Origin of the sequence: Phyllobacterium sp. LjRoot231, from assembly GCF_964253365.1 — a bacterium.
Lineage (GTDB): Bacteria > Pseudomonadota > Alphaproteobacteria > Rhizobiales > Rhizobiaceae > Phyllobacterium.
Map to the genome: position 1 here is coordinate 1,684,843 of NZ_CAXUQT020000001.1, position 22,780 is coordinate 1,707,622.

20 protein-coding genes and 1 pseudogene are annotated in these 22,780 nt (G+C 56.8%); 12 read left to right on the forward strand and 9 right to left on the reverse strand.

The genetic code is table 11. The features are described from left to right. Nucleotides 1–39: 39 nt before the first annotated feature. The 7 genes from ACSQ3H_RS08230 to ACSQ3H_RS08260 all read left to right on the forward strand — a co-directional run bounded on the left by ACSQ3H_RS08230 (nt 40) and on the right by ACSQ3H_RS08260 (nt 7,559). Nucleotides 40–861, forward strand: a complete 822-nt coding sequence (locus tag ACSQ3H_RS08230; protein WP_436116597.1) for an N-formylglutamate amidohydrolase — start codon at nt 40–42, stop codon at nt 859–861. Between the two features lie 72 nt (nt 862–933). Further along, nucleotides 934–2,514, forward strand: coding sequence for an APC family permease (locus ACSQ3H_RS08235; protein ID WP_436116598.1), 1,581 nt, complete (start codon nt 934–936; stop codon nt 2,512–2,514). Between the two features lie 83 nt (nt 2,515–2,597). Further along, nucleotides 2,598–3,968: a glutamine synthetase family protein gene (locus tag ACSQ3H_RS08240; RefSeq protein WP_436116599.1), complete on the forward strand. Its 1,371-nt coding sequence runs from the start codon at nt 2,598–2,600 to the stop codon at nt 3,966–3,968. A gap of 203 nt (nt 3,969–4,171) precedes the next feature. Continuing rightward, nucleotides 4,172–5,557 (forward strand): aldehyde dehydrogenase family protein, encoded by a 1,386-nt coding sequence (locus ACSQ3H_RS08245; protein ID WP_436116600.1) that lies wholly within the window; start codon nt 4,172–4,174, stop codon nt 5,555–5,557. Nucleotides 5,558–5,709: 152 nt separating this feature from the next. After that, nucleotides 5,710–6,876 carry an iron-containing alcohol dehydrogenase gene (locus ACSQ3H_RS08250; protein ID WP_436116601.1) on the forward strand — a complete coding sequence of 389 codons (1,167 nt, stop codon included), beginning with the start codon at nt 5,710–5,712 and terminating at the stop codon, nt 6,874–6,876. Between the two features lie 90 nt (nt 6,877–6,966). Beyond that, complete coding sequence (locus ACSQ3H_RS08255) at nt 6,967–7,179, forward strand: AbrB/MazE/SpoVT family DNA-binding domain-containing protein (RefSeq protein WP_436116602.1); 213 nt, start codon at nt 6,967–6,969, stop codon at nt 7,177–7,179. After that, on the forward strand, nt 7,179–7,559 hold the full coding sequence (locus ACSQ3H_RS08260; protein ID WP_436116603.1) for a type II toxin-antitoxin system VapC family toxin: 381 nt from the start codon (nt 7,179–7,181) through the stop codon (nt 7,557–7,559). The genes ACSQ3H_RS08255 and ACSQ3H_RS08260 overlap by 1 nt, the downstream gene beginning before the upstream one ends. A 39-nt stretch (nt 7,560–7,598) precedes the next feature. Here the strand turns inward: ACSQ3H_RS08260 and ACSQ3H_RS08265 are convergent, their stop codons facing one another. The 6 genes from ACSQ3H_RS08265 to ACSQ3H_RS08290 all read right to left on the reverse strand — a co-directional run bounded on the left by ACSQ3H_RS08265 (nt 7,599) and on the right by ACSQ3H_RS08290 (nt 14,837). Further along, nucleotides 7,599–8,666: an ABC transporter ATP-binding protein gene (locus ACSQ3H_RS08265; protein ID WP_436116604.1), complete on the reverse strand. Its 1,068-nt coding sequence runs from the start codon at nt 8,664–8,666 to the stop codon at nt 7,599–7,601. A 15-nt stretch (nt 8,667–8,681) separates the two neighbouring features. Further along, the gene (locus tag ACSQ3H_RS08270; RefSeq protein WP_436116605.1) at nt 8,682–9,473 is read right to left on the reverse strand and encodes an ABC transporter permease; all 792 of its coding nucleotides are present in this window, start codon (nt 9,471–9,473) and stop codon (nt 8,682–8,684) included. Continuing rightward, nucleotides 9,470–10,369, reverse strand: a complete 900-nt coding sequence (locus ACSQ3H_RS08275) for an ABC transporter permease (protein ID WP_436116606.1) — start codon at nt 10,367–10,369, stop codon at nt 9,470–9,472. The genes ACSQ3H_RS08270 and ACSQ3H_RS08275 overlap by 4 nt, the downstream gene beginning before the upstream one ends. Before the next feature lie 160 nt (nt 10,370–10,529). Then, on the reverse strand, nt 10,530–11,633 hold the full coding sequence (locus ACSQ3H_RS08280; protein WP_436116607.1) for an ABC transporter substrate-binding protein: 1,104 nt from the start codon (nt 11,631–11,633) through the stop codon (nt 10,530–10,532). Nucleotides 11,634–12,026: 393 nt separating this feature from the next. Further along, a complete protein-coding gene (locus ACSQ3H_RS08285; RefSeq protein WP_436116608.1) occupies nt 12,027–13,616 on the reverse strand; it encodes a DHA2 family efflux MFS transporter permease subunit in 1,590 nt (529 codons plus the stop codon). A gap of 24 nt (nt 13,617–13,640) precedes the next feature. Further along, a complete protein-coding gene (locus tag ACSQ3H_RS08290) occupies nt 13,641–14,837 on the reverse strand; it encodes an HlyD family secretion protein (protein ID WP_436116609.1) in 1,197 nt (398 codons plus the stop codon). A 239-nt stretch (nt 14,838–15,076) separates the two neighbouring features. Between ACSQ3H_RS08290 and ACSQ3H_RS08295 the strand changes: the two genes are divergently transcribed. Further along, nucleotides 15,077–15,772 (forward strand): TetR/AcrR family transcriptional regulator C-terminal domain-containing protein, encoded by a 696-nt coding sequence (locus tag ACSQ3H_RS08295; protein WP_436116610.1) that lies wholly within the window; start codon nt 15,077–15,079, stop codon nt 15,770–15,772. Between the two features lie 19 nt (nt 15,773–15,791). Here ACSQ3H_RS08295 and ACSQ3H_RS08300 read toward each other — a convergent pair whose 3' ends face one another. Further along, complete coding sequence (locus ACSQ3H_RS08300; RefSeq protein ID WP_436116611.1) at nt 15,792–16,196, reverse strand: Fur family transcriptional regulator; 405 nt, start codon at nt 16,194–16,196, stop codon at nt 15,792–15,794. Nucleotides 16,197–16,361: 165 nt separating this feature from the next. Between ACSQ3H_RS08300 and aztA the strand changes: the two genes are divergently transcribed. The 4 genes and pseudogenes from aztA to zigA all read left to right on the forward strand — a co-directional run bounded on the left by aztA (nt 16,362) and on the right by zigA (nt 20,326). Further along, the gene (gene aztA, locus ACSQ3H_RS08305) at nt 16,362–17,201 is read left to right on the forward strand and encodes a zinc ABC transporter ATP-binding protein AztA (RefSeq protein WP_436116612.1); all 840 of its coding nucleotides are present in this window, start codon (nt 16,362–16,364) and stop codon (nt 17,199–17,201) included. A gap of 3 nt (nt 17,202–17,204) precedes the next feature. Continuing rightward, nucleotides 17,205–18,071, forward strand: coding sequence for a zinc ABC transporter permease AztB (gene aztB / locus ACSQ3H_RS08310; protein WP_436116613.1), 867 nt, complete (start codon nt 17,205–17,207; stop codon nt 18,069–18,071). Nucleotides 18,072–18,090: 19 nt separating this feature from the next. Next, complete coding sequence (gene aztC, locus ACSQ3H_RS08315; RefSeq protein ID WP_436116614.1) at nt 18,091–19,020, forward strand: zinc ABC transporter substrate-binding protein AztC; 930 nt, start codon at nt 18,091–18,093, stop codon at nt 19,018–19,020. Between the two features lie 101 nt (nt 19,021–19,121). Continuing rightward, a pseudogene (gene zigA, locus ACSQ3H_RS08320) lies at nt 19,122–20,326 on the forward strand (zinc metallochaperone GTPase ZigA). Here zigA and ACSQ3H_RS08325 read toward each other — a convergent pair. Then, nucleotides 20,323–21,897 carry a TerC family protein gene (locus tag ACSQ3H_RS08325; RefSeq protein WP_436116615.1) on the reverse strand — a complete coding sequence of 525 codons (1,575 nt, stop codon included), beginning with the start codon at nt 21,895–21,897 and terminating at the stop codon, nt 20,323–20,325. The pseudogene zigA and the gene ACSQ3H_RS08325 overlap by 4 nt on opposite strands. Before the next feature lie 318 nt (nt 21,898–22,215). Beyond that, complete coding sequence (locus ACSQ3H_RS08330; protein ID WP_436116616.1) at nt 22,216–22,767, reverse strand: DUF924 family protein; 552 nt, start codon at nt 22,765–22,767, stop codon at nt 22,216–22,218. Nucleotides 22,768–22,780: the final 13 nt, after the last annotated feature.

Genomic DNA, 22,780 nt, shown 5'->3' on the forward strand with positions numbered 1-22,780 from the left:
AAATGTAACGTAAAGTACAGTTTGCCGGAAAGGGCAAAAATGGGCCAGGCGATCCCCAAAGGGATGGAGCATCAATGGAGTCCTGTCCGGGTGTCGAACCCCGACGGGAGCGGGTCGTTTGTTATTCTTTGCGATCATGCTTCGAACTATGTGCCGGAAGGTTACGGCACGCTGGGCTTGTCGCCTGCGGACTTGCAAAGACATATCGCGTGGGATCCAGGTGCCCTGGGTGTCAGTCAAGCCATGAGCCAACAGCTGGATGCTCCACTGGTCGAATCCTGCGTGTCGCGTCTTATTATAGACTGCAACCGGACGTTGGATGCGCCGGACCTTATCCCCTCGTTGAGCGAAGCGACGACAATCCCTGCCAATCTCAATCTTGACGAGACGGCAAGGCAACAGCGTATCGCGCTTTCGCATGCGCCATATCATGCGGCCATTGCAGAGCTGGCGCGGGAACGCGCGAGCAGGAGCCTTCCCGAGCCAATTTATGTGGCGGTTCATTCCTATACGCCGGTCTATCGCGGGGTCGAGCGGCCTTGGCACATCGGCATCATTCATGACGACGACGACAGGATAGCCGCGCCATTGATTGCAGGCCTGCAGTCGCTCAATCAATTCAGCGTCGGCGTCAATGAACCCTATTCACCGGCAGACCGTGTCTATTCCACGCTGGAGCGGCACGCTTCCGCCTTTGGATTGCCGGCTGTGATGATCGAGATACGCAATGATCTCATCACCACGCAGCAGGAAGAGAAGATGTGGGGGGATCTGCTCTCACGCCTTCTCGAAAACATCGTACAAAACCCGCTTACGGGAAAAGCGGGGACATCAAAGAAGGAAACGGCAAACAGGAATTAGTGCGTTTATTTGCGCTTGCGGGCGGCTGGTAATCTGACGTTGCAACTCTTTCAAGAATAACAGGGGAACGTGATGACACACCAAGATTATACGGACACAGACAAATTGGAGGACGTGAAGGTCCTCCATAGTATGGGTTATGCCCAGGAGCTGGAACGGCGAATGAGCCGTTTCTCGAACTTCGCAATTTCATTCTCGATCATCTGCATCCTGTCCGGCGGCATCAATTCGCTGGCGCAGGCGACTTCCGGCGCGGGCGGTGCCGCAATCGGCATCGGTTGGCCGCTCGGCTGTCTCGTTTCTGCGGTCTTCGCCGTTGCCATGGCGCAGATCAGCTCAGCCTACCCGACCGCGGGCGGTCTCTATCATTGGGGTTCGATCCTCGGTAATCGCGGCACCGGCTGGCTGACCGCATGGTTCAACCTGCTCGGCCTCATCACCGTTCTCGGCGCGATCAATGTTGGCACCTATTATTTCTTCATCGGTGCTTTCGGCGGTTATCTCGGCATGGAGGATACGACTGCGGTACGAATCATCTTCCTCGTCATTCTGACGGGTGTGCAGGCCCTCGTGAATCACATGGGCATTGGCCTCACTGCCAAGTTGACGGACTTTTCAGGCTACCTGATCTTCGCCACGGCGATTGCCCTGTCGGTCGTGTGCCTGGCGGTTGCCGATAGCTATGACATTAGCCGTCTATTCACCTTCGCCAACTATTCGGGGCAACCGACAATGGCTGCCGATGGAACGTTGACCGGTGCGTCGGTATGGCCATCGACGTCCAGTCTTTGGGTGTTCCTTCTCGGCCTGTTGCTGCCGATCTATACGATCACCGGCTACGATGCTTCTGCGCATACATCCGAAGAAACCGAGAAGGCGGCTCATTCGGTGCCAAGTGGAATGATCTCGTCAGTACTATGGTCTGCTATCTTCGGCTACATCATGCTTTGCTCTTTTGTGCTGATGATCCCCGATATGAATGCGGCGGCTGCGCAGGGCTGGAACGTGTTCTTCTGGGCGATGAGCGAGCAGGTTAATCCGTTGATCAAGGATATACTCTACTTCCTGATCTTCATCTCACAGTTCCTGTGCGGTCTTGCGACGGTTACTTCCGTCTCGCGCATGATCTTCGCCTTTGCCCGTGACAAAGGCCTGCCCGGGGCCAGCGCCCTGTCAAGAGTGAGCCGGAAGCACCGCACGCCGGTAGCTGCGATCTGGACAGGCTCGATATTGTCTGTCCTGTTTGTCTGGGGCTCATCGCTGGTGTCGATCGGCGAGACACCGGTTTACACGATCGTCGTTTCCTGCACGGTGATCTTCCTGTTCTTCTCGTTCGCCATTCCGATTGCGCTGGGCTTCTTTGCCTGGGGCACTCCGAAATGGAACAAGATGGGACCGTGGAACCTGGGTGAGGCCACGTTCAAGCTGTTTGCGGTGCTTTCCGCGCTTGCCATGGCGCTGATCTTCATCATCGGCATCCAGCCGCCGAATGAATGGGCGCTCTATATCACTGTCGGGTTCCTGGTCGTCACAGCGATTGTCTGGTACGGCTTCGAACGCCGCCGCTTCCGTGGACCGCCCATTGGCGAAGAAGTGGCCAGACGCGCCGCGGTAATTGCCGCTGCGGAAAAGGCTGTCGGCGAAACGGGCTGATTTCAGAACCAAGGGCGACCGGCCGAAGCTCTGGCCGGTCGCCCCTTTATTTTGCCCAAGATTGACGTTTTTGAGGAAAAAATATGCCCGGACATTGGAGTTTCGACGAATTAAAGCGCCACGTGACCAATGGCGAGATCGATACGGTTCTGGCCTGTTTCGTCGACATGCAGGGCCGGCTGATAGGAAAGCGGTTCCACGCTTCCTATTTCGTCGAATCCGCGCATGACGAAACGCATGGCTGCAATTACCTCCTTGCCAACGATATCGATATGGAGCCGGTGCCGGGCTACAAGGCGGCGAGCTGGAAACAGGGCTATGGCGATTTCGTCATCAAGCCGGACCTGACCACCATCCGCCATATTCCATGGCTGGAGAAATGCGCGCTGGTTCTGTGCGATATTCTCGACCATCACCACCACGAGGATTTGGCGCATTCGCCGCGCAGCATCCTGAAGCGCCAGCTCGCCCGGTTGAAGGATCGCGGCTATCTCGCCTACTTCGCCTCGGAGCTTGAATTCTACCTGTTTGACGAGACCTATGAGAGCGCTCGTGCCAAGCACTGGAAGGGCATGACGACGGCTTCGCCCTACATCCAGGACTACGTGATCCAGATGACCACCAAGGAAGACGCGGTGATGCGGGCTATCCGCAACGGTCTGTTTGACGCGGGCATTCCGGTCGAAAATTCCAAAGGCGAGTGGGGTCCGGGCCAGGAAGAGATCAACGTGCGTTATGCCGAAGCGCTGGAAATGGCCGACCGCCATGTGGTCATGAAGAATGGTTGCAAGGAAATCGCCACCCAGATGGGCAAGGCCATCACTTTCATGGCGAAATATGACTACTCCCTCGCCGGAAGCTCCAGCCATGTCCACAATTCCCTGTGGAGCGCAGACGGCAAGACGCCGCTGTTCTTCGATAAAAAGGCTGAACACACGATGTCGCCGCTGATGCGGCAGTGGGTGGCGGGACAGCTGAAATATGCCGATGATTTCACCTACTTTCTCGCGCCCTATATCAATTCCTACAAGCGCTTTCAGGCGGGCACCTTTGCGCCGACGAAGAATGTATGGAGTCTCGATAACCGCACCGCTGGCTTCCGCCTGTGCGGCGAGGGGACAAAAGGTATCCGTATCGAGTGCCGCATCGGTGGTGCCGATCTCAATCCCTACCTCGCTTTTGCCGGGCTCATCGCGTCCGGTCTTGCCGGGATCGACGAGAAGCTGGAACTCGGCAAGCCTTTCCAGGGTGACGCCTATGGCGGGGCGCGCTTACGGGAAATTCCGAAGACGCTGCGTGAGGCGACGGATACGCTTAGCCGTTCGAAGATGCTGAAAGAGGCGCTGGGTGAAGATGTGATCGAACACTATGTGCATACGGCGAAGTGGGAACAGTTCGAATATGATCGCCGGGTGACCGACTGGGAGTTGCATCGCGGCTTCGAACGGTATTGAAGAACTGAAATGTAGGAATACCCTCCCTGCTGCTGCGCAGCCTCCCTCCCCACAAGGGGGAGGGTAAATGGAGCCAAGTTTGAGATACTTTCAAGCTTGACGATGGCAGTAATGACAGGTGCAACGATCTTACCCCCCCTTGTGGGGAGGGACGGAGCGAAGCGACGGGGAGGGGTCTTAAACTAAATATGTGAGGTTTTGCCATGACCGACACGGTCAAACTGATTACGCCGATCGACGGCTCCGTCTATGCGGAACGTCCCATCGCAACCGAAAAGGCTATCGATGCCGCCGTGGAATCGGCCAAGAGGGCGCAGGTGGATTGGGCTCAGACGAGCATTGCCGAGCGTGGCAGGTTTTGTCTCGCGGCGCTCGATGCGCTGCTCGCGATGAATGACGAGATCGTGCCCGAGATCGCCTGGCAGATGGGGCGGCCGGTACGCTACGGCGGCGAAAAGGGCGGCGTCGAAGAGCGCACGCGTTATATGGTCAAGATCGCCGAACAGGCGCTGGCGCCCGTCGTCGAAAACGACAAGCCGGGCTTCCGTCGCTATATCAAGCATGCGCCGCTCGGTGTGGTCATGGTCATCGCGCCGTGGAATTATCCCTATCTTACGGCGGTCAACACGATCATCCCGGCGCTCATGGCGGGCAACAGCGTGATCCTGAAACATGCGGCGCAGACGCTGCTCGTCGGCGAACGTTTTGCTCAGGCCTTTGCAAAGGCAGGCCTGCCGAAAGGCGTGTTCCAGAACATCGTGCTCAACCATGCCCAGACTGAAAAGCTGCTGGGTTGGGGGCGCATCGATCATGTCAATTTCACCGGTTCCGTGGGTGGCGGGCGCGCCATCGAGAAGGCGGCTGCCGGGACATTCATGACGCTGGGGCTCGAGCTTGGCGGCAAGGACCCTGCCTATGTGCTGCCGGATGTCAATCTCGATCACGCGGTTGCTAATCTCGTCGACGGCGCCTTTTTCAATTCCGGCCAGTGCTGCTGCGGCATCGAGCGGATCTATGTGCACGAAAAGGTCTATGACCGCTTCGTCGATGGGTTCATCGACCTCACCAAGCAGTATGTGGTCGGCAATCCGCTGGATGCGGCAACGACAATGGGACCGATGGCGCAGACGCGCTTTGCCGATCTCGTGCGCGAACAGAGGGCCGAAGCCCTGCGCAAGGGCGCGAAGGCGCATGTCAATATGAGCGTTGCCAATGACAGGGCCGGTTCGCCCTATCTCGCGCCGGAAGTGCTGACGGGCGTCGATCACCAGATGAGCGTCATGCGCGAAGAAAGCTTCGGACCCATCGTCGGCATCATGAAGGTGCGCAATGATGAGGAGGCCGTGGCGCTGATGAACGACAGCCAATACGGGCTGACAGCATCGCTGTGGACGACCGACACGGACCACGCGGCGGATATAGGCGACCGCATCGAGACAGGCACGGTGTTCATGAACCGCTGCGACTATATCGACCCGGCGCTGGTATGGACCGGTGTCAAGGAGACAGGCAAGGGCGCTGCCATGTCGGCTATTGGCTATGGCAATCTCACTAGGCCAAAATCCTATCACCTTCGTGAGGCAATTTGATTGATCCACCCTGATGGTCATTTGACGTGTTTTTCTGCGCTTCGGGTGCTCACGTACTGTAGTACGCTGCGCTCCGGTTCTCGAAAATCGCGCCAACTGACTCATCAGGCTGAATTCTCAAACCCCCTCGTTTTTCTAAAGAGAGACATGACATGAGCCAGCTTTTTTCCAAATGGAACTATCCGACCACCGTTCGCTTTGGCGCGGGACGCATCAAGGAGTTGCCGGAGGTTCTTGAAGCGGCGGGGATCAAGAATCCGCTTTTCGTCACCGATCCCGGCCTTGCCAGGCTGCCGGTGGTGGCGAGCACCTTGAAAATTCTCGCCGATGCCAAGGTGCCTCATGGGGTATTCTCGGAAGTAAAGCCCAATCCGGTCGAGTCCAATCTGACCGCCGGCATTGTTGTGTTCAAAAAGGGCAAACATGACGGCGTGATCGCCTTCGGTGGTGGTTCTGCGCTTGATCTCGGCAAGCTGATCGCCTTTCAGGCGGGCCAGACGCGGCCGGTGTGGGATTTCGAGGATGTCGGCGACTGGTGGACCCGTGCCAACAGTGACGCCATTGCGCCGATCATCGCGGTGCCGACGACCGCCGGTACCGGCTCGGAAGTCGGTCGCGCGGGTGTTATCACGAACGAGGAAACCCATACGAAGAAGGTGATCTTCCATCCGAAGCTTTTACCGGCAATCGTCATCGCCGATCCGGAGCTTTCGGTCGGTATGCCGGGTTTTATAACAGCGGGTACGGGTATGGACGCGCTGGCCCATTGTTTGGAGGCTTACTGCGCGCCAGGCTATCACCCGATGGCCGACGGTATCGCTGTCGAAGGCATGAGGCTGGTGTTCGAGAACCTGCCGAAAGCCTATGCCAACGGCAAGGATTTGACGGCGCGGGCACATATGATGAGCGCCGCTGCGATGGGAGCGACGGCGTTTCAGAAGGGCCTTGGCGCGATTCACTCGCTGTCACATCCGATCGGCGCGATTTATGATACGCACCACGGCATGACCAATGCGGTGTTCATGCCGTATGTGCTGGCTTTCAACCGCGACGCGGTGGAGGAGCGGATCGCACGCCTTGCCAGCTATATCGGCATCAAGGGCGGTTTCGACGGTTTCGCGAAAGCAGTGCTCAAGCTGCGCAAGGAGCTGAAGGTGCCGCATACGCTGCCGGGTCTGATCAAGGACCTCAATATGACCAAAAAGCAAAAAGAGCTGATAGCCGACATGGCCATCGTCGATCCGACAGCTGGCGGCAATCCGGTCAAGCTGACGAAGAAGGCAGCGCTGAAGTTGCTCGATCAGTCAATCGAGGGGTAGTCTGTCAGGAAGTGTGCAACGAGGCTTTCGCGGAAAGTCAATTCATGATATTTTCTTACCATTGTTGATCGATCAACCAACGGTAAGAAAATGCCCGACACAGCAACGCTTTCAGTAAAGTTCCAGATATCGATTCCCAAGGCCGTGCGTACCGCGCACAAGTGGAGGGCTGGCCAGGAATTTGCCTTCATACCCAAGGGAACGGGCGTGCTGCTTGTTCCTGTGCCAAAACCCGACGAGCTTGCCGGGATCGCGGAGGGTGCAAACGCCAAGGACTATCGCGATCGCAAAGATCGCTTCTGATGCTGATTGTCGATACGTCCGCCTGGATCGAGTGGCTGATCGCATCCCCTACAGGCAAGGCTGTAGGGGGTATGATTCCCTCACGTGAAGATTGGCTTGTGCCGACAATCGTGCAGCTTGAGCTGGCAAAATGGCTTGCTCGCGAGGTCGGAGGGGATAAGGCCGATCAGGTAATTGCATTCACACACACTTGCATTGTCGCACCACTTGAGACCTCGATTGCCCTCTTGGCGGCCGAACTTTGCGTAAAGCACAAACTCGCGACCGCTGATGCCATCGTTTATGCGACCGCATTGGAATACGGAGCGAAGCTCCTGACCTGCGATGCACATTTCGAAGGCCTGCCGGACATCATTTTCGTTGCGAAGACCAAAGCCTGACAAGTTTGGCTTGTAGCCTCAGGCATGTGACAGCCACCCTTAATGTCCCAGCACCAGCAAATCCTTCGCAGCGAGGCTGACTTTCACGTCTTCGCCAGGTTCCGGCGGTGGAGCACTCGGATTATTGAACGTGTCGAAGGACACCGTGTTTTGCCCGAGCGAGGCACGGATACGGATGACCGATCCCAGAAAATGCACGCTGTTGATCTTGCCATCGAGCGTGGTTTCGCGCTTGTCGGTCGCTTCGCCGAGGCTGACGGCTTCGGGACGGACGGCAAGTGAAATCTTGTCGCCGGTCTTGTGGCCATTGAGGCGCGTCCGGTCGATCGCGATATCCTTACCATCGATTGTGATGACGCCGGTGGCTGCATCGCGCACGGTGGCGTCCAGTGTATTAAGCGTGCCAACAAAGGAAGCGACGAAACGCGAAGATGGCTGGTTGTAGATCTCGAATGGTGCACCGACCTGCTCGGCATTTCCCTCATACATCACAACGATGCGATCAGAGATTGACAGCGCCTCTTCCTGGTCGTGGGTGACGAAAATGGTGGTGATGCCAAGCTTGCGCTGGATCGCGCGGATTTCCTCGCGCAATGAAACGCGGATTTTTGCATCGAGAGCGGAAAGCGGTTCGTCGAGAAGCAGCACTTGCGGCTTGGTTGCCAATGCGCGAGCAAGCGCCACGCGCTGCTGCTGGCCCCCGGACAGCTGGTAGGGATAGCGCTCGGCGAGATGATCGAGTTTGATCAGCGACAGCATTTCATGCACCGTTGCATCGATTTCCGCTTGCGGCTTCTTGGCAACCTTGAGGCCGAAGGCGACATTCTGCGCGACGGTCATATTGGGAAACAGCGCATAGGCCTGGAAAACCATACCGATATTGCGCTGGTTCGGTTTAAGATTGACGACATCCTTGCCGCCAATGCTGATGATGCCGGAGGTTGGCGTTTCAAAGCCGGCAACCATGCGCAGGACTGTCGTCTTGCCGCAGCCGCTGGGTCCGAGAAAGGAGATGAATTCACCCTTCTCGATGTTCAGATTGAAATCGTGAACGACGGTTGTGGCGCCGAAACTCTTTTTCAAATGGCTGATGGTGAGGAATGACATGTGCAGGGTTCCGGCTTATCGCTTGGTTGCAGCGAGGGATTTATTGAAGCGGGTGACGATCTGGATCAGGCCCATGCAGACCCATGTGATGGCAAAGGCGATCACGGAAAGCGCTGCAGGTTCGTAGGCCCGGTTTGCGCCCAGCAACTGCAGGAATGGACCGAACGCCGGGCGATTGAGCAGCGCCGCCATGGTGAATTCGCCGATGACAATCGCAAAGGTCAGGAACGCACCGGATAGAACCGCGACCAGCACATTGGGAAGAATGATGCTCGACATAATGGTAACCCGGCTGGCACCGAGGCTTTCAGCCGCTTCGGTCATGGTCCGGATATCGATGGAGCCTAGGCCCGTATCGACAGCGCGGTACATATAGGGCAAGGCCAGCGTCGTATATCCAAGGCAGAGCAGTATGTTTGTTCCCATCGCCGAACCTGTCAGGGGCAGGATCGAGGAGGTATTGTAAAGCCTGATATAGCCAAACACGATGACGATTGCCGGAATGACCAGCGGCAGCAACGTAATGAACTCAATGAAAGGCCGCCAGCCGGGCAGCCGCAATCGCACCCAATAAGCAGTCGGGACGACCAGAACGACGCCAACGATGATGGTAGCGATTGCCATCATGACGGAATAGGCAAATGTCGCCTGAAAACCCGGGTCGGTCAGCACCACCCAATAGGCATCGAGCGAATAGACGCCACGCCGCATGCGCAATGAAAATTCAAGCAGGCCGAGCAGTGGTAACACGAAATAGAGAATGCCGAACGCGAGAGCGATCCAGGACCAAATCCGATTGGTTTTCATTTGAGCCACCGCTCGCTGCGGGCGCGCATCCAGATGTAGATGCCGTTGGAAACGCCGGTGATAACGATCATGCCGAAGGCCAGGGCATAACCAAGTTGCGGATCCTGCAGCACGTCCCCGCGGATCTGAGCGTAGAGAACGATCGGCACGATGCTAAGGGATGAACCCGTCAGCGCGTATGCCGTGGCGATCGCGCCGAAAGAATTGGCGAAAAGCAGGAGGATGGTACCAAGCAGGGCCGGCCAGAGGATTGGAAATGCAACCATGCGCCAGTACTGCGGCCCGGTGGCGCCAAGAATGAGCGACGCTTCCTTCCATTCCTTTTTCAGCCCGTCGAGGGCAGGGGTGATGATCAGAACCATCAAGGGAATCTGGAAGTATAGATAGGTGAGGGTCAGGCCCCAGAAGCTCAGGAGGTTAAACCCATGGGCATAGAGGTTGAAGCCGAAAATATTAACCAGCAGGTAGGTTACCAAGCCAGTGCGTCCAAGTGTGAACAGGAAGGCGTAAGCCAGGGGAACACCTGCGAAATTCGACGCGACGCCGGAAAAGGTCATCAGCGGCGAGCGAATCCAGCTTGGCAGGCCGCCCAGAACGACCGCAGCGGCAATACTGAAGCCGATTACTGCGCCCAAAAGGGCTGAAGCAAGGGAAATCTTGATCGATATCCAGTACGCGTCGATAATCTGCGGCTGGAAAAGATTAGCCAAATTGACCAGGGTCAGATTGCCCTGTGGATCCTGAAAGGCACCTGCCACAAGATATATCGTTGGGAGGACCAGGAACATCACGGCAAAAATCATGAATGGCATGACGCCGAGCCAGTCGAGCGACAGGCGTTTTCGCTCCGGCGTGGTAGCCGGACTTGCGGGACTGTTTTCTGAGATCACACTCATGGGTGTATTCGAGACCGCTTTTGGGGTTCCGTATCGTTGCTGCCTGCGCAATTGCCAAGGCAAACCAACCCGACCATCGTTTTGTGTACAAAGTGGTACACGGCGTCCTGCCAAGCAGGAATCCCCGCGGATAGCTCCGCGGGGATTCACAAGTCAGAACTTATTTCACGTTGGCGCCGACGACCTTGTCCCAGCCCTTGGTAATGACTTCCTTGGCGGCCGCTTGTTCATCAAGGGTCGGGAAGAATGCCTTTTCGTAGGCTGCAGCTGGCGGAAGCTTGTCGAGGACTTCTTTCGGCACCTTGTTGCTCTTCACCAGATCCTGGAAACGTGTCGGGTGACAATAGCCCTTCAGATAACCAATCTGCCCCTCGTCGGAATAGATATACTCCATCCAGAGCTTGGCAGCATTGGGATGCGGCGCATAGGCGCTGATGGCCTGAACATAGACACCGGCGAGAACACCTGATGCAGGCACGACCACTTCAACCGGCGGATTGCCCTTGAGTGTATCGCGACCGGCCAGGGCATTATAATCCCAGGTGACGATGATCGGCGTTGCACCCTGTGCGAGCGTGCCGGATTTGCCGATAACCGGAACAAAATTGCCAGCCTTGTTCAGATCGGCAAAGTACTTCAGACCGGCTTCGGCAGCCGCAGCGCCGGGTTTGGCCCCAGTCGATGCACCAGCAGCCTGTACGGCAAGGATAGCCTGGTTCGATGCGCGCGGATCACCGGCCAGCGCGACGGTGTTTGCATATTCCGGCTTGAGCAGGTCAGACCAGTCCTTCGGAGCGTTCTTGACGATATCGGTGTTCACCTCAAGCGCCATAACGCCGTAATAGTCACCGTACCAATGGCCGTCAGCATCCTTCAACTCCGCCGGGATCGAATCCCAAGTGGAAACCTTGTAAGGCAGCGTCAGACCGTCTTTCTTGGCATCTGGGCCGAACGAAAGACCAACGTCGATAACGTCAGGCGCCTGTGGGCCCTTGTTGTCTTTGTTTGCCTTGATCGCCTCGACTTCGTCTTTCGAACCGGCATCCGGGTTCAACTCGTTGACCTCGAGGCCATATTTGGCTTTAAAGCCAGCGATAACGTCACCGTAACCGCACCAATCATGCGGCAAGGCGATTGTTGTGAGCGAGCCTTCTTTCTTCGCAGCCGCGACCAACTCGGCCGGTGCGTCGGCGAATGAAATTGTCGTGCCCGCGAACAGCACAGCTGTTGACAATGCGAGCAAGCGTTTTGAATAACCAACCATTTTAAAAACCCCTGTTGAGCGATACGTCATTGGCTCTTATCGACGTTCAGCAACCCGATATAGGTGTCTCGTGTCAGTTGGATGACAGACCGGTGACGTGCTGATGAACAGTCTTTTCCTGAGCAGTAAAGTGAAGTGAACCACTTTTTTGGCGGCTTAGCAATTCAACCAAACGGTAAATCTGTAGCGAATTCAGCCGTTCCAACTATTGGCTCAATAACGACAAAAATATAGTTGGCCGCGGCAGTTGAGCAGATGATACCTGTCGTATTTCGCTAGTTGCGACATTACTCCTGACGGAGCGAAAATCGAGGGATGCAATAGAGATTAGGGGACTAATCTTTTCTGGCTAAAAATTTAGCACCAAGGCTGTGGCGAGCCGACATCGAATCTTCAGTGTCCGCCACCACCGCCCCCGGCGGGCGCGCCCGGCTTGCGCATCATGACGGCGAAAACCGCAAGCGAAGCAAACAGCAGGGTGAGGATATAAAAGACATCCATAAACGATAGAAGCGAGGCTTGCAGATGAACCATGCCGGAAATCTTGGCAAGTGCAGTCGCATTCCCGTCAAGCCCGTGGGATGCGAAATTCTTGCTCATCGTCGCCATGAGGTTCTCGGCTTCTGGATTGCCCCAATTCACGCTTTCAGAAAGACGAGCATAATGCATGGCGCCGCGGTCGGTCAAAACCTGGTTGATCACGGCGAGACCTACGGCGCCGCCGAGATTGCGCATCAAATTGAACAAGCCGGAAGCGTTTTTCAGCCGGGCAGGGGGCAGCGTGCCAAGCGCAAGGTTGTTGATCGGCACCATGCAGAGCATCAGCGAGACACCGCGGAAGATCTGCGGGACCAGCAGTTCATAGAAGTCCCAGTCCGCCGTCAGATGCGTCATGGTCCAGGTACCAGCGCCGAAGCCGAGGAAGCCGATCATGATCATGATGCGCGGATCCATGCGGCCGGAGAGGAAGCCGGCTACCGGTGCTGTCAGGAACATGCAAAGACCGCTGACGAAGAGCGCTTCGCCGATCATCAGAGCATCGTAGCCTCTGACCTGGCCGAGATAGACCGGATAGACATAGGTCAAGCCATAAAGGCCGATGCCTAGGACAAAGGAAAAAGCCGAACCGAAGGCAAAGTTGAGGTTCCTGAAGGCAAAGAGATCGACGATCGGTTGTTCCGCAGTGAAGGCACGGTAGAAGAAGGTGACGCCGCCCAGAACCATGACGATGGCGCAATAGTAAACAGCATTGTCCTGCAGCCAGTCATTACGCGGACCTTCCTCCAATACATATTCGAGCGACCCAAGAAAGGCTGCCATGGCGGCGAGGCCCCACCAGTCGAACTTGTTGAGCAGCGAGCGGTCGCCCTTGTCGAAATCGATGAGGTTCCACGCGGCGATCGCCACGGCAATGCCGGGAATGACATTGACGAGGAAGAGCCAGTGCCAGGAGAAGGCGTTGCTCAGATAGCCGCCGACAGTTGGGCCAATGGTCGGGGCAAGCGTTGCCACAAGGCCAATCATGGGTGAGACGATCGAGCGCTTCGATGGCGGAAAAATGGTGAACGCCGCCGCGAACACGCTCGGGATCATACCACCACCAATGAAACCCTGGATGGCGCGATAGACGATCATCTGATCGATGTTCGTTGCCGTGGCACAAAGGATACTCGCGGCGGTAAAGCCGGCGGCGGAGACGGAGAAGAGAATGCGCGTCGAGACCAGCCGTCCGAGAAAGCCGGACAGTGGGATCATGATGACTTCAGCGATGAGATAAGAGGTCTGGACCCATGAAATCTCATCGGAACTAGCGCTTAGTCCTGCCTGGATCTCGGCGAGTGACGCCGAGACGATCTGGATGTCGAGAATGGCCATGAACATGCCGAACACCATCGCCAGAAAGGCGAAGGCTTTCTTCGGATCGATATGTTCGTCCGGAACAGCAGGCGCTCCGGGACCTCCGACGGTGGTGGCTTTCGACATGAACTTCGGCCTGTCAGAGTTCAGTTACTGCTTGGGCGTCGTGCGTGTGTCGACGTCGACGACCACACTCAGACCGGCCTGCAGCTTGCCGCTCGCCAGGGCATCGGCAGGCAGGGCGATACGCACCGGCACACGCTGTACGACCTTGGTGAAGTTGCCTGTGGCGTTTTCCGGCGGAAGCAACGAGAAGACGGCGCCGGAGGCGGGGGCAATGGAGGAGACAGTGCCTTCGAACGTATCGCCGGACAGGGCGTCAACCTTGACGCTGACTTTCTGGCCGACAACGATGTCGCGCAGCTGTGTTTCCTTATAGTTCGCGTCGATATAAAGCGCGTTCACCGGAACAAGGGCCGCGAGCCGTTGGCCGGGGCTGACGAGGTCGCCTGTCTTGGCGGCAAGATTACCGATAACACCATCGACCGGAGCGCGAATGACGGTGAAACCAAGATCGCGGGCTGCCTTGTCCTTGGCAAGCTCAAGCGATCTGATGGAGCCTTCGGCTTCCTTGTACTGGGCTTCGAGCACGCCGACATTGGCAGCAGCGGCGGCAATCTGGGCATCTGCGGAAGCTATGTTAGCTTTCGCCTGATCGAGGGCAGCGGTCGCATCATCGAGTTGCGACTGCGATGCGAAGCTTGTTGCATGGAGCTGTTTGGCGCGCACAGAACCAGCCTGTGCATTGGTCAATACGGCTTGGGCGTTGAGCTTGCCAGCTTGCGCCTGCTGCAACGAGGCCCTTGCGGCAACAATCTGTGCATTGATGCGGTCGAGGGAGAGTTTTTCCGTCGCGATCTGGGCCTCAGCCTGCTCTTCAGCAATCCTGTAGTCACCATTGTCCAGCGTGACCAGCGCATCGCCAGCCTTCACGCGCTGGTTGGCAACAACATCGATCCTGTCGATATAGCCGGTGACTTTCGGTGCAATCGCCGTGATATCGCCTTGAATGTAGGCGTCGTCGGTCGAGACCATAAAGCGCCCGGTGGTCCAGTATTCATGACCATACCATGCACCGGCGCCAATCGCTGCGACAATCAATATGGGCAATATGAAGCGCTTGGCCGAACGCTTGGGCTTGGCAGGCGCTTGGACTGCAACATCAGGTTGCGGTGCTTCTGTCTTTTCAGGAGCATCCGGCTTTACGGGTGCTTCAGCTTTCGAAGCAGGAGCCGGGGCTGGAAACTGACGAATTTCAGCTTCATTCTTGGCGTTCGACGCGGACATGTGAGGCTCTTTCTACGGATGTTCAGCGCATAAACCCAAAAACCCTTCGATTTTTGGGTTTATGCGCCACTCAACTTGTTACTGCGTCTTGTGCATCCCAAGTGGATGCATGCCGCAGTAAGTGAAAAGTGATAGAACCAATCGGTTCGATCGTTGACATAGCGCAAATGAGAGCGCATATCAAGTGCATCGAACCGATTGGTTCGAAAAAGAATCATAAATGAGGAAACGAGATTAAAATGTCATCTACGAAGGCGTCCCACGTGTCATCGATGAAGGCATCTGCCTTGGAAGCGATGATGCCTGTCGACGAGCGGCAGGGCAGGTTGGCAGCCGGGCAGGATCCGGCCAAGCGCCAGCAAATCCTTGAAGGCGCGAACCGCGTTTTTTCGCAGATGGGTTTCGATGCAGCCAGCATGAACGACATAACGCGCGAAGCCGGTGTGTCGAAGGGGACGATTTATGTCTATTTCGATAGCAAGGAAGAGCTCTTCATGGAGCTCTGCAACCACTATCGCGAGATTTTGTTCGCCGGTATCTACCATGCACTGGAAAGCGATGGGGATCTCCGCGAGGCGCTGATCGAGTTCGGTACAGCTTTGGCGACCGTGGTTACGTCCGATGTCGTCATTCGCGCGCAGCGCGTGGTGATCGGCGTTGCCGAGCGCATGCCGTCGATGAGCCGCGATTTCTATGAGAGGGGCCCGAGACGCGGGCAGGCTCTGATGCGAGCGCTCATCGAGAGACATGTGGCCGCGGGCACACTCGATATTGAAGACACCGAGCTTGCCACCTATCAGTTGGCGGATCTGTTTATGTCAGGAATGTTCAAGAAGCGCCTGTTTGGTTGCATGGCGAGTGCTCCGTCGCAAGAACTCATCCGCAAGACGGTTGCGTCCGGTGTCGACGTGTTTCTAAAGGCATACAAGCGCTGACTGCTGGAGATGCTTTGGCTCAGGCGTTAGCGCAGTTGGCGCAAACACCTCTGATCTCGATGGTCGTCTTTGACTGCTTGAAACCATTGCTGTTGGTCCACTCGCGGACGCGGCCGGTGATCACATCATCCGAGAATTCAGAGACCTGACCGCATTTTTCACAAATGGCAAAGGCGATCATGCCGTGGCTGTGGCTATGGCTGTGAGGATGCGCGCACGCGACGAACGCATTGATGCTTTCGAGCCGGTGAATCATGCCATAGTCGAGCAGCTTGTCGAGCGCGCGATACACCTGGAGCGGGGCGCGGAAACCATCATTGCGCAGCTGGTCGAGGATCGTATAGGCGCTGAGCGGCCCATCGGCGCGAGCCAACGCGTTGAAAACCAGCGATTGGTTTTTTGTCAGCTCCTGCGTAGTGGTCATTGCCGGATTGGCTCCTTGTTAATCCATAACACATAGGAAAGATTTGTCTTTTCCGCCAGTGGATACATTAAATTTGGCTATTCTCAAATTCGCCATTGTTGACTAATGTAATAACATCACATATCGAAACGCAAGAAGCGCTCAACTTCAAGATGCGGATATCAGATGACTGAACCATGCCTGACCTTTCACGATCTGACGCTTGGCTATCACAGGCATCCGGCTGTTCATCATTTGAGCGGCAGCGTTCGCCGTGGCTCGCTGACAGCGGTCGTGGGCTCGAATGGATCGGGCAAGTCGACGCTGATGAAAGGGATTGTCGGCGTTCTCAAGCCGATGTCCGGTTCATGCGTTGTCGAAAAAGATGTGCGCATCGCCTATCTCCCGCAGCAATCCGAACTCGACAGGTCGTTTCCAGCGCGCGTTATCGATCTCGTCTCGCTTGGCCTGTGGCCGAAACGTGGACTGCTCGGCAGGTTCACATCTGAAGATCGGGAAAAAGTATCGAGGGCGCTGATGAGCGTTGGACTGGCGGGCTTCGAAAAACGCCCGGTCGACACGCTGTCCGGCGGGCAATTGCAGCGCGCCTTGTTTGCACGGGTGCTGGTGCAAGACGCCGACCTCATTTTGCTCGATGAGCCATTCAATGCGATCGACGCCAAGACCGTCAGCGACCTGATCGATCTGATCAAGCGGTGGCATGGCGAAAACCGTACGATCATGGTCGTTGTGCACGATCTCGATCTTGTCCGCGAGCATTTCCCGGAGACGCTGCTTCTGGCGCGCAAGCCGATCGCCTGGGGTGCGTCACGCGAGACGCTCCGTCCTGAAAACCTGCTACATGCCAGACAATTTCACGAGGCATGGGAAGAGGGTGCACCCTGGTGCGAGGATGACGCTGCCCATGGCCATGCGCACGATCACGCGCATCCGCACGTTCATCATCATCACTCAGACGATCATCACAATGGGCCCCAGACTACACTCAAGAGGGGGGCGGCATAGACTATGTATGATTATCTCATCGCGCCCTTTGTCGACTACAGCTTCATGCAACGTGCACTTGTAGGCTCACTGGCGCTGTCGCTCGGTTCCTGCCCGGTTGGCGTTTTCCTGATGCTGCGGCGTATGAGCTTGACCGGCGACGCGATGGCGCATGCCATTTTGCCGGGTGCTGCGGTGGGTTTCCTGCTCTATGGGCTGCAGATCGTGCCGATGACCATCGGTGGACTGGTTGCCGGTGTCATCGTAGCGCTCGGCGCCGGCGCGGTATCACGCTTCACCATCCAGAAGGAAGACGCTTCGATGGCGGCTTTCTATCTGATTTCGTTGGCGCTTGGCGTGCTTATCGTGTCGCTCCGCGGATCGAATGTCGATCTGATGCATGTGCTGTTCGGAACGGTTCTTGCGCTCAACAACGAGGCGCTGAGCCTGATCGGCATGATCTCGGCGATCAGTGTCGTCACACTCGCGATCTTCTGGCGCGGGCTGGTTGCCGAATGTCTTGACCCGCTGTTCCTGCGCTCGGTCAGCCGTATCGGCACGCCTGTGCACTTCATTTTTCTGGCGCTGGTGGTGATCAACCTCGTTGGCGGGTTCCAGGCGCTCGGCACATTGCTTGCGGTCGGGCTGATGATGCTTCCTGCGGCCGCCGCGCGTTTCTGGACGTCGCGGGTGGGGCCGATGTGCGCGCTGGCCATCGTCATCGGCTGCGTATCCTGCGTAGGCGGGTTGCTGATATCGTATCATTTTTCCGTGCCGTCCGGACCGGCCATCATCCTTTCGGCGGGCGCAATCTATCTCGGCTCGATCCTCGTTGGCACCCGCGGCATCATCAACAGCCGCCTGCGCCCCTATCGCCACAGAACAGCTTAGCAACCAAAAGGAAAACGCTATGATGAAGGTTCTCAAATTCGCCACAGCCTTGAATGTTATACTATTACTTAGCGCCGGTTACTCCGTGGCCTCGGCGGAAGCTTTGAAGGTTGTCTCGAGTTTTACTGTCATTTCCGACTTCGCCAAAAACGTCGGCGGCGACAAGGTTTCAATCACCACGCTGGTCGGACCGGATGGCGATGCCCACGTCTATGAACCGAAGCCATCCGATGCTGTCGCGGTGGCCGGCGCGGATGTGGTGCTTGTCAACGGGCTGCATTTCGAAGGGTTCCTGCCACGTCTCGTGGAAGCGAGCGCCACCAAGGCTCCCATCGTCGAACTGACCAAGGGCGTCGAGCCGATCAAGAGCGCCGAGGAAGATCACGGCGATAGCGGCGCGGCCAAGGAAGAGCATGGCGCCTATGATCCGCATGCCTTCCAGTCGATCCGCAATGCCAAAATCTACGTCCAGAACATTGTCGACGCCTTCTGCACAGCAGACGCAACGAACTGCGACATCTACAAGACCAATGCGGCGGCTTACACGAAGAAGCTCGATGCCACTGAGGCAGAAGTAAAGGCAGCCATTGCTTCGATCCCGGAATCAAAACGTCTGATCATCACGTCGCATGACGCCTTCGGCTATTTCCAGCATGAATATGGTTTGAAATTCCTGGCCCCCGAGGGAATCTCGACTGACTCGGAAGCATCTGCTGCCGATATCGTTGCACTGATCAAACAGGTCAAGGAAGACAAGGCCTCGGCGATCTTCGTTGAGAACATCACCAATCCGCGCCTCATCGAGCAGATCGCCAGCGAAACCAAGCTGAATGTCGGTGGTACGCTGTTTTCGGATGCGCTTTCCAAGCCTGACGAAGGTGCTGCAACCTATATCGACATGATGCACCACAATATCGCGACGTTCAAAAAGGCCATTCTCGGCAGCTGATAATCGGAACGCGAAGGGCGGAGCGATGCCTCCGCCTTTTTCAGCCTCAAAAATGTAATACTATTACGCTATGAAAGGCTTTTGCCATGCAAAGCAAAACCATAGACAACCGGCTGCCGGTCACCGTTCTTTCGGGATTTCTCGGTGCGGGCAAGACAACACTTCTCAATCACATTCTCAACAATCGTGAAGGCCGCCGCGTTGCGGTGATCGTCAATGATATGAGCGAGGTGAATATCGATGCAGCGCTGGTGCGGGATGGCGGAGCCAATCTCTCGCGCACCGACGAACAGCTCGTCGAAATGACCAATGGCTGCATCTGCTGCACCTTGCGCGACGATCTGCTGAAGGAAGTGCGGGCCTTGGCGGAACAGGGAAGATTCGATCATCTGCTGATCGAATCGACTGGCATTTCCGAACCGCTGCCTGTCGCGTCCACCTTCGATTTCCGCGACGAGAACGGCAACAGCCTTGCCGACGTGTCAAGGCTCGATACGATGGTGACGGTTGTCGATGCGGCCAACCTCCTCAACGACTATGCGTCGAGCGATTTCCTCAAGGATCGGGGCGAGTCGCTGGGCGATGAGGACAATCGCACGCTCGTCGATCTTCTGGTCGATCAGATCGAATTTGCCGATGTGATCATCCTCAACAAGATCTCCGCCGCATCACTCTATGATCGCGATCTGGCGCGCAAGATAATCCGATCGCTCAACCCCGACGCAAAGGTGATCGAGACGGATTTTGCACAAGTGCCTCTCGGTGATGTTCTGAACACCGGCCTTTTCGATTTCGACAAGGCGCAGGAACATCCGCTCTGGTACAAGGAACTGAACGGCTTTGCGGACCATGTGCCCGAGACCGAGGAATATGGTATCCGCTCCTTCGTCTATCGCGAGCGGCGGCCATTCGATCCGCAGAAGTTCCAGAATTTCATCAACAGCAACTGGCCCGGTGTGGTGCGCGCCAAGGGTTCTTCTGGCTGGCGACGCGGCCAGATCATGTGGGCGAACTCAGCCAGGCCGGCCCTTTGGTGCGGACGGAGAAGCGTGGTCTCTGGTGGGCATCGGTGTCCAAGGATCGCTGGCCTGATCATCCCGAATGGCTCGAAGCGATGAAGCCCTACCTCGATGCGGTCTGGGGCGACCGGCGTCAGGAACTCGTTTTCATCGGCGTCGATCCGATGAATGAAGCCGAACTCCGGGCCGAGCTGGATGCGTGTCTGGTCGATGCGACGGAGTTCACGCCGCACCAATGGGAACGGCTGCTTGATCCCTTTCCAAGCTGGGCGCGGCAGGCGGCCTAAATGAAAGCCGCGGTCTGCGTCGGCGAGATGCGAACCTTGCCGATATTGCGGCCGTCCATCTCGACGATCTCATATTCGAGATCGTCGACGGTGAGCCTCTCGCCTTCCGTCGGGATATGACCGAGGTTCCACAATATATAGCCGGCAAGCGTCGTATAGCGGTCACCTTCATCGACCAGATCGCGATCTATCAGGCCACCAAGACGGCGGATGTCGATGTAAGCATCAACCACCATGCTGCCATCTTCCGAACGTTCGAGGATCGGGCTTTCCTCACCCTCTTCAGGAAAATCACCTGCAATGGCTTCGAGGATGTCCGTCGGCGTGACCACCCCTTCGAACGAACCATGTTCATCGAGAATCACGCCCATCTGCACCGACGAACCGCGCAACTGCTCCATGACGCGCAGCACATTGGCGTTTTCATGGAAGATCAGCGGCTGACGCGTGACCTTGTCCCAATCGATCTTGCCGCCATCGAGAATGGCAAAAAGCAGGTCCTTGGTCAGGGCTACGCCCACGAACTCATCGACGCGTCCGCGGGCGAGCACGACGCGACTGTGGGCGAGGGTGCGGATCTCGGCGAGCAGTTCCTCATTGGTCTCGTCGAGATCCAGCCATTCCACTTCATTGCGCGGCGACATGATCGACCGCACCGGGCGCTCGACGAGATCGAGCACGCCGCGGATCATTTCCTTTTCTTCCGGATGGAACACATCACCAGCTGCACTCTGTTCGGCAATGACATCGAGCGCATCGGAATGTGCGGCGTCGCCGTTGCGCCCGCCACCGAGCAGACGCAGGACCGCACCGGCAGTACGATCGCGCAGATCCATGGTGGTGGTTCGCCTTTCGCGATTGCGCCGGCCGACCTGGTTGGCAGCCTCGACAAGCACCGAGAAGCCGATAGCAGCGTATAGATAGCCCTTCGGAATATGGAAGCCGAAGCCTTCGACGATAAGGCTGAATCCGATCATCATCAGGAAGCCGAGGCAGAGAATAACCACCGTCGGATGGCGGTTGACGAAACTCATCAAGGGTTTCGATGCGAGCATCATCACGCCGACAGCAATGACAACAGCGATCATCATGACTTCGAGGTATTTCACCATGCCGACTGCGGTGATGACACTGTCGAGCGAGAATACGGCATCAAGGACAACGATCTGCGCGATGACCTGCCAGAACACCGCATGCGCGGCATTGCTTTCCTTGGCGGATAGATGGCCCTCAAGCCGCTCATGCAATTCCATCGTGCCTTTGAACAGCAAGAAAACGCCGCCGAGGATGAGAATGATATCCCGCCCGGCAAAATTGAAGCCGGCCACGCTGAACAGCGGTGTCGTCAGCTTCACGACCCATGAAATCGAGGCAAGCAATAGCAGGCGCATGAGCAAGGCCAGCGACAGGCCAACGATGCGGGCGCGGTTGCGCTGACTTGGCGGCAGCTTGTCAGCGAGGATCGCGATGAAAACGAGATTGTCGATGCCGAGCACGATCTCGAGCACGACAAGCGTGGCGAGGCCAATCCAGGCATTGGGGTCAACAATCCAGTCTAGTGTCCATTCCATGGGGAGGTCGGTTCCTTTTGAGAAATGAAATCAGCGTGCGGCAGCGCAAGCGCAAACGGCTGCGGCGCAGGCAAAATAACGAAATAGGAAATTAAAGGGAGTTTGTTGCTGACGCCACATATGTGGGGTCAGCTTGCTTCGCAAGTCAGGACTCGGAGGCTCTTCAGATTTTTCGTCCGGCATTGATGCGCGGTCAGTCCCTGTTTCACTGGCGGCATTGTGAATCTTCTGTGTGCCAGATGCGCATATAATGGCAGTCTGAGCAGGCACGTTCAATAGTTAAGGCGAAAGAAAGGCAACGAAGCCGCAGATTTGGGTCTATCCGGCAAAGCCGCCCGCCTCAGGAAACGCCAGCTCCTCCTCGGTGCTCGGACGTCCGAGAATAGAATTGCGATGTGGAAAGCGGCCAAAGCGGCGGATAATGTCATAGTGATGGTCGGCGTATTCGAGATTGGCCGGGGCACCCTCGCGGCATAACTCAACTGAGCGGCGCTGGTGATCGACATTCTCTGAATGCATGAACGGCAAATAGAAAAAAGCGCGCAATTGCGCCTCGAACGATAGATCATGGCCCTTTTCCAGTGCATGGCTGGCATACATGCGTGCGAGGGTATCGGTTGCGTACATATGCGCGGTGCTGCGAAAGAAATTACGTGGAAACTGATCGAGCAGGATCATCAGCGCCAGCGCGCCGTCCGCTGTTTCGACCCACTGTCCGTATTCGCGGCGGGCTGCGGCGTAGTGGTCATCAAGGAAGCGCTGGCGGCAAATCTCGTCGAATTCCTCGTCTTTGACGAACCATTTGTCTTCACCCACCTCGCGCCAGAATTGGACGATGCCGGCAATGGTCGTTTGTTCGTCCCCACGCATGATTGCTCTCCCC